General features: G+C 34.6%; 9 protein-coding genes. 5 read left to right on the forward strand and 4 right to left on the reverse strand.

What is annotated here, in order from left to right:
• The 4 genes from WBM70_RS03565 to WBM70_RS03580 form a co-directional block, all read left to right on the forward strand.
• Positions 1-243 (forward strand): DoxX family protein (locus tag WBM70_RS03565; protein ID WP_424557134.1); only part of this gene is annotated, 243 nt, incomplete at its 5' end.
• The gene (locus WBM70_RS03570) at positions 236-1,924 is read left to right on the forward strand and encodes a glutamate synthase-related protein (protein ID WP_424557135.1); all 1,689 of its coding nucleotides are present in this window, start codon (positions 236-238) and stop codon (positions 1,922-1,924) included. The genes WBM70_RS03565 and WBM70_RS03570, both read left to right, overlap by 8 nt.
• 89 nt (positions 1,925-2,013) lie before the next feature.
• Entirely contained in the window at positions 2,014-2,574 is a 561-nt protein-coding gene (locus WBM70_RS03575) for a DUF2202 domain-containing protein (protein WP_424557136.1), read from the forward strand.
• A gap of 27 nt (positions 2,575-2,601) precedes the next feature.
• Complete coding sequence (locus tag WBM70_RS03580) at positions 2,602-3,006, forward strand: hypothetical protein (RefSeq protein WP_424557137.1); 405 nt, start codon at positions 2,602-2,604, stop codon at positions 3,004-3,006.
• A gap of 28 nt (positions 3,007-3,034) precedes the next feature.
• Here WBM70_RS03580 and WBM70_RS03585 read toward each other — a convergent pair whose 3' ends face one another.
• From WBM70_RS03585 to WBM70_RS03595, 3 genes are all read right to left on the reverse strand, one after another.
• Entirely contained in the window at positions 3,035-3,340 is a 306-nt protein-coding gene (locus WBM70_RS03585; RefSeq protein ID WP_424557138.1) for a c-type cytochrome, read from the reverse strand.
• Between the two features lie 76 nt (positions 3,341-3,416).
• Positions 3,417-4,553, reverse strand: a complete 1,137-nt coding sequence (locus WBM70_RS03590) for a sensor histidine kinase (RefSeq protein WP_424557139.1) — start codon at positions 4,551-4,553, stop codon at positions 3,417-3,419.
• A 32-nt stretch (positions 4,554-4,585) separates the two neighbouring features.
• Positions 4,586-5,260 (reverse strand): response regulator transcription factor, encoded by a 675-nt coding sequence (locus WBM70_RS03595; protein ID WP_424557140.1) that lies wholly within the window; start codon positions 5,258-5,260, stop codon positions 4,586-4,588.
• Positions 5,261-5,369: 109 nt separating this feature from the next.
• On the opposite strand from WBM70_RS03595, the gene WBM70_RS03600 reads away from it, so the two are divergent.
• Entirely contained in the window at positions 5,370-5,792 is a 423-nt protein-coding gene (locus WBM70_RS03600) for a hypothetical protein (RefSeq protein WP_424557141.1), read from the forward strand.
• 8 nt (positions 5,793-5,800) lie between these two features.
• Here the strand turns inward: WBM70_RS03600 and WBM70_RS03605 are convergent.
• On the reverse strand, positions 5,801-6,275 hold a 475-nt coding region (locus WBM70_RS03605), incomplete at its 5' end, for a helix-turn-helix transcriptional regulator (protein WP_424557142.1).

Below are 6,275 nucleotides of genomic sequence, written 5' to 3' on the forward strand. Positions count from 1 at the left end.
ATAGAGTCCGTAGGGATCGTATTGTTAGTAGTAGGGTTATTTACGCGTTATATCTCCATTTTGCTTTCATGTGTAATGTTAGGAGCCATATTTTTTGTTCATCTGCCTAATGGGTTTTCTGCTGCAAACAGTGGATTTGAGATCCCTTTGTACTATTTGCTATTTTTGATGTTATTTGCCAGTTATGGTGCAGGAAAATACAGTTTAGACAGACTACTCTTCAAGGATGGGAAACATGAATAAAGAAGACTTACTCGACTATATTACCATTTTTGATCTAGACTGGAGTGTATGGGTTAAGCTTTTGCTTATGATACTCTTGGTTGTATTGATCGGAGTTGCTATTTACGACAGATTTATCCAAAGAAAAAATCAACTTCTCATTAATTTTCCACTCATTGGAAGGTTAAGATACTTTTTTTACCTGTTACGAAATCCTATGCGTCAGTATTTTGGTGATGAAACATTCTATGATTCATTTGAAAAGATCGAATGGATCAATAAATCTGCAAGAAAAGAGAATCCCTATCTTTCATTTTCTCCAAGCAAACCTTATGGCAATCAAAAGATACTTTTCAAACATGCAAATTTTGTAAAAGAGGTAGATGAAGTAGATAAAGAACTATCAGTGGTTTTTGGTGAAAAGAGAAAAATACCCTATGTCAGTAAAAGTATTATTGGACGTTCTGCAATGAGTGATGGTGCTATCTCTCCTGAAGGAACGCGTGCATTCTCTATAGGCTCTTTTAGAGGGAAGTTCCCTATCAACACGGGTGAAGGTGGACTCACATCCAATTTCTTTGCACCACTTAATCTGCAAGATTGCAGCAGTCCTTGTTTAGAGATAAAAAAAGGCACATGGTTTGCAAGAATGGTCTATAGAATTTTACGTTTTATTACCAATAAAGAGGTATCACAACGTGTATATAAAAAAATGGTTATTCGTCAAAAAGATATTGGAACTTTTATCTTTGATAACAAAAAGTTGGTCTACTACCGTATTAATTGGACAAAACCGTTAGAGCAATTTCCTCCTATGGTACCTACGGGACTTCCTGATATCATTTTACAAATAGGAAGTGGGCTTTATGGTGTTAGAGATGCCAATGGAGAATTTGATGAAGAGCGTTACAAAAAAGTGATGCGCTTTTGTCGTATGACGGAGATAAAACTTGCTCAGGGAGCCAAACAAACTGGAGGTAAACTTTTAGCTGAAAAAGTAAATGCTGACATTGCATACTATAGAGGTATACCTGCACATCAAGACCTTATAAGTCCTAACCGTTTTCCTTTTGCTCAAGATATGGAAACCTTTTTTGATTTCATTTCCAGATTGCAGGCACTTTCAGATAAACCTGTTGGATTTAAGATAGTCATCTCTACCAAAGATGATTTTGAGGATTATGCCAAAGCGATGAAACAGAGAAAAGAAGAGGGGAAAAGTATCACTGATTTTCTTACTATAGATGGTGGTGATGGTGGTTCAGCTACCGCACCACTTGAGATGATGAGTAAGATAGGGTTACCTATAAGAGAGTCATTACGAATCGTAGATGAAGTTTTAACCCAATATGGTTTGCGTGATGAGATCAAGATTATCGCTGCAGAAAAAGTACTGACACCTGATGATGTAGTAGAGCTATTATGTTATGGTGCAGACTTTATAAACATTGCTAGAGGATTTATGATCTCTGCTGGGTGTATACGAGCTAGAGAGTGTTCTGGGGCAGGGGGACGAAATTGCCCTGTAGGTTTGGCTACCATGGATCCGATCAAGCGGAGCAGGTATCTTGTTCTTCAAAAAGGTAAACATGTTGCAAACTATCATAATGAACTTATATATGGTGTTCGTTCCTTACTGGCAGTCATGGGTAAATCAAATACATCTGAACTTGGAATGGATGATCTGATCTATCATAATTAAATCAAGTGTGAATGTCACTCTTCACACTCCTTTCACACTTATATCTTATACTTCTCTTGTAATTATAAAACATTCTAAAAGGATTAACAATGAATAATAATACAAACAGCCGAAGAAACTTTTTGTCTAAAATGCTAGTGAGTAGTTTAAGTGGAGTTGCATTACTTTCAACTGCGACGTACGCTAATGATACTGAAACAACGACAGTTCTGACTGAAGAGCAAAAAGATATGTTATTTTATATTTATCAGGAAGAAAAAGTGGCTAGAGATGTGTATATTACATTAGGGAATATTTATACGAATGAGAATACTTTTGCTTCGATTCAGCTTTCAGAGCAGAGACACATAGATTCTGCAAGAGGACTTTGTGAGAAATATGGTGTGAGTACAGAAGGTGTAGATGAAGATTCTGTTGGAAACTTTGTACTGCCTGTATTACAAGAACTTTATGATACTTGTGTAAGTGAAGGTCAAAAGTCACTGCTTGATGCACTTAAGATCGGTGAGCTGATAGAAGTTACAGATATTGAAGACCTTGAACATGCTTCTGTAGGTATGCCAGAAGATGTAGTGTCTGTCTATCATAATCTTTTAGAAGGTAGTTTAAGCCACTTAGATGCTTTTCAAACTGCTATCGCAAGAGCATAGTAATTAGAGATGTCAGAAAGTAGATTTATGCCTTATTTACTATTGGATCCCAGTGATATATTGAATCTTTATTATACTTCACTGTACAGTGGTGATCTATGTGCAGTCAAAGAGTTGATGACCCAAGAGTCTTACACTATGACTCTTGAGACGTTTGGCTTAAGATTATCATTAAGAGATCCAGAGTTTAAGGCACAGTTGAAAAAGGTACAAGAAGATACTGATGCATTAGATGAAGTAGAAAATAAACTTTCAGTTGAGCTTATATCAAGAAACCTTTCTCCTAAAATAGAGATACTATCCCAAAAGTGGAATGGTACAGAACGACAAACCATTGACTATACAGAAGATGGAAAAAGTAAAAAACTCTACTTTTCAAAAGAAGAGGATGGATGGAAGATCAACTACCATGCAGGGCGTAAAGTAGATTGAGAGGATAGTGGTCTGAGACCACTATCGTTTATTTAAGGTTGTGGACATACTCTGCAACTTCACGTATCTCTTCATCATTGTATCTGTCTATAAATTGTTTTTTAACAATTTTAGCGATAGGCATCCCTTTTTTCTCACCTGTAGCAAATTCTTTTGTAAGTGTTACAAATTTTTCTACATCTATACCTTGAATGACATTTGAGTGTCCCAAAGCTTTTTTTTCTGCATGCTTACCATGACAACTTGCACACTTTGTCTGATATATTGATTCAGCAGATCCTGCCATAAGAAGTCCTGTTGCAACTACAGGCAACATAATTTTTATTAAACGCATTGATAACCTTTATAATTAAATGTTTAAAATTATATCAAAATTATGCACTAATTACATCACCCTAAAGTAGTATATTCTAGTTATTTTTCTTATTATTTGACCAGATCAATTTAAATTCACTCCCTTTGGAAGGCTCTGAGTCAAGTTCGATCTGTATATGATACTCTTTACATATCTGATTTACTATATCCAGTCCCACACCAAAACCACCATGCAAACTGTTAGTAGATTTAAAGCGCTTAAAGATACTTTGTTGATCTTCTTTTGAAATACCTATACCATTATCTTTCACAGAAAAATACTGCTCTGTCAATTTCACTTCTATATGACCATCTTTCTTAGAAAACTTTATTGCATTTGAGAGAAGGTTGTCTATGATCAATATCAATTTACGTTTATCCATATTGATCGTTTTATCTACCAATGTAGTAGTAATATGTAACTCTTTAAACTGTATGAGCGTATCCATATATTTTACTCTTTCAAGTATGACCTCTTTGACATCTATAGGCGTATCTTCATACTGTATATAGTCATGAAAAGAAGCAAATGAGAGATCTCTGTATAGGCTGGAGAGTGTTTTGGTGGCTATATCGATACGATCAAGTGAACGAAGTTGCTTTGTACTGAGATTGCCCTTATCCATATGCTCATAACTCATAAGTATTGTGCTGATTGGCGTATTCATCTCATGTGTTGCATCTTTCATGAATTTTGTCAGAGAAGTGATGGACTTTTTAATAGGTGATAACATGATCTTAGATAAAAGCAGGGCAACGAAGAGTATAAAGGAAAAACTGTAAAGTGCTACAAGACCCATCTCTTTAATGATGCCGTTTAATTTATCTACATCAATTACTTTTTTAATGATTATATATTTTACGTCAAGATATTCTTTATGCAGTGTTTCAACAAGATAATAATCTATCTCATCATTGTAAAAGAGTTTACTGAAGTCTATAGTGTGATCTATAAAAGTTGAAGCAATAAGGTTTCGCTGATTATCATAGAGTGCAATATCATATCCATCTTCATAAAAAGTGAATTGTTCACTTTGATGTGTATGGTAGTATTCTAATTTGGCATTGATACTCATAGCCTTATATCGCATTTCCAAATGTGCTTTTTCGAGCAAAGAATTTTTTTGATCTTCGTAATAAAGATAAGCTACCCAGGAAGCCAAAATACTGAGAGATCCCAGATAAACAACCATGAATATAATAACACTTTTAGTACTCGCTCGCATTAGCTGGAAGCTTTCATTTCAAACCTGTATCCAAGACCTCTGAGGTTTTGTATCATGTCTTTAGTAAGATGCTTTCTTAGGTTCTTTATATGTGCTCTTAGTGATTCTGATGAAGGTGTTTCATCATAATCCCAGAGTACTTCATAAAGACTGTCAAATGTAATGATCTCATTAGGATGTTTCAAAAAATGTTTGAGTAATTTAAGTTCTTTTTGTGGTAATGAGACACTCTCTTTAGCCGTTTGTAAGAGTTCTGTGTCTATGTCAAAAGTGATATCTTTGTCTATTTGTATAACAGTAGAACGTTGTTGTGTAAAGGAACGTTTTTGGATATTTTTAATACGTAAAAGAAGTTCGGCAAGTTCAAAAGGTTTTTTGAGATAATCATCGGCTCCACTTTCAAAACCTTTTGATACATCATCGATATCATTCAGCGATGTTACAAAAATTGTAGGTGTAGAATCTCCATTGTCTCGCAACATTTTCAATAGATCAAAACCTTTTATCGCTGGAACATTCACATCAAAAATATACAAGTCATACTTCGTTTCATAAGCTTTGTCCAATGCTTCTTCACCATCATAAACATGATCCACTTTAAAATCATTGTCTTGAAGGTACTCAGACATAATATCACCTAAACCTATGTCATCTTCCAATAGTAAAATTTTCATACACACTCCTGATAGTTCTTTTATTATAACATACTAGGGGAAATACTACTTCATACTTTTTTCATACTTTTCTACTATAATTGGTAAAATAATTTAGAAAGGTGTCAATATGAGGTATAAATATATTATTTCGACTCTTTGCATATTTGGCACCATGTCACTACATGCAGAAGAAAGTGGACTGGGTAATATTCTTCAGCAGGCAGGAGAGAAAAAAGCACTCGTAAAACCTGAATCAGAGCAGAAGAAAAAGACTAAAAAAGTGTCACGCTTTGTTTTTAAGGATGAGTATCGTTCTAATGGAATAGGATCAAAAGATAAATCTGTTGCAAAGAATAAATCTGAGAGCTATGAATATGACAATAAATCCAGATTCAAATTTAAATTTAATGATGGTTCAGCACAGAGTAACTTTGTAGGTGGTTATGGAAGCGGTGCAGGTGTGGGTGGATCAATGGGCAGTGGTTACGGTGGTGGACAGGGTAGTAGTGGCGGTAGTCATGGTGGACACGGCGGTGGAGGTCGTAGATAACCTTTTATCTACTGTACAGAAGCATTCAGTTTATTATAAAGCTCGATTTTTGAGTTTACATTATATTTATTAAAAATATTTTTCATATGTGTTTTAAGTGTATTGATCGATATACCCAATATCGCAGAAATTTCAGGATAAGACAACCCCTCTAACATCTTTTTTACTATTTTCTTTTCTTGTGGTGTCAGAAGTTGCATATCTTCATCTATACGCACACATTTGGTGAAGAATGTGTTGTTTTCTCTATCGTAAAGCGGTTGCAGTATGATTTGAAACGACGTTTTTATTGCTTCAAGTTTTTTCATATCGACTTGAACATCGGATTGAAAGAAAAAACAGACGTATCCGATGATTTCACGCTTATCAAAATTATACATTGGCAACATAATAGCATTTTTCATTTGCAGTTCATCCGTAAATGCAATAGCATCTTTCTTAGATAAAAAACCTTTAAATATCTGATAGAGTTCAGTAATATTG

The sequence above is a fragment of the Sulfurovum sp. genome, assembly GCF_049668085.1.
Lineage (GTDB): Bacteria > Campylobacterota > Campylobacteria > Campylobacterales > Sulfurovaceae > Sulfurovum.

Coding starts and splice junctions, on each gene's coding strand:
- WBM70_RS03570 (WP_424557135.1), top strand. CDS start 236: ATGAATAAAGAAGACTTACTCGACTATATTACCATTTTTGATCTAGAC.
- WBM70_RS03580 (WP_424557137.1), top strand. CDS start 2,602: ATGCCTTATTTACTATTGGATCCCAGTGATATATTGAATCTTTATTAT.
- WBM70_RS03575 (WP_424557136.1), top strand. CDS start 2,014: ATGAATAATAATACAAACAGCCGAAGAAACTTTTTGTCTAAAATGCTA.
- WBM70_RS03590 (WP_424557139.1), bottom strand. CDS start 4,553: ATGGTTGTTTATCTGGGATCTCTCAGTATTTTGGCTTCCTGGGTAGCT.
- WBM70_RS03595 (WP_424557140.1), bottom strand. CDS start 5,260: ATGAAAATTTTACTATTGGAAGATGACATAGGTTTAGGTGATATTATG.
- WBM70_RS03600 (WP_424557141.1), top strand. CDS start 5,370: ATGAGGTATAAATATATTATTTCGACTCTTTGCATATTTGGCACCATG.
- WBM70_RS03585 (WP_424557138.1), bottom strand. CDS start 3,340: ATGCGTTTAATAAAAATTATGTTGCCTGTAGTTGCAACAGGACTTCTT.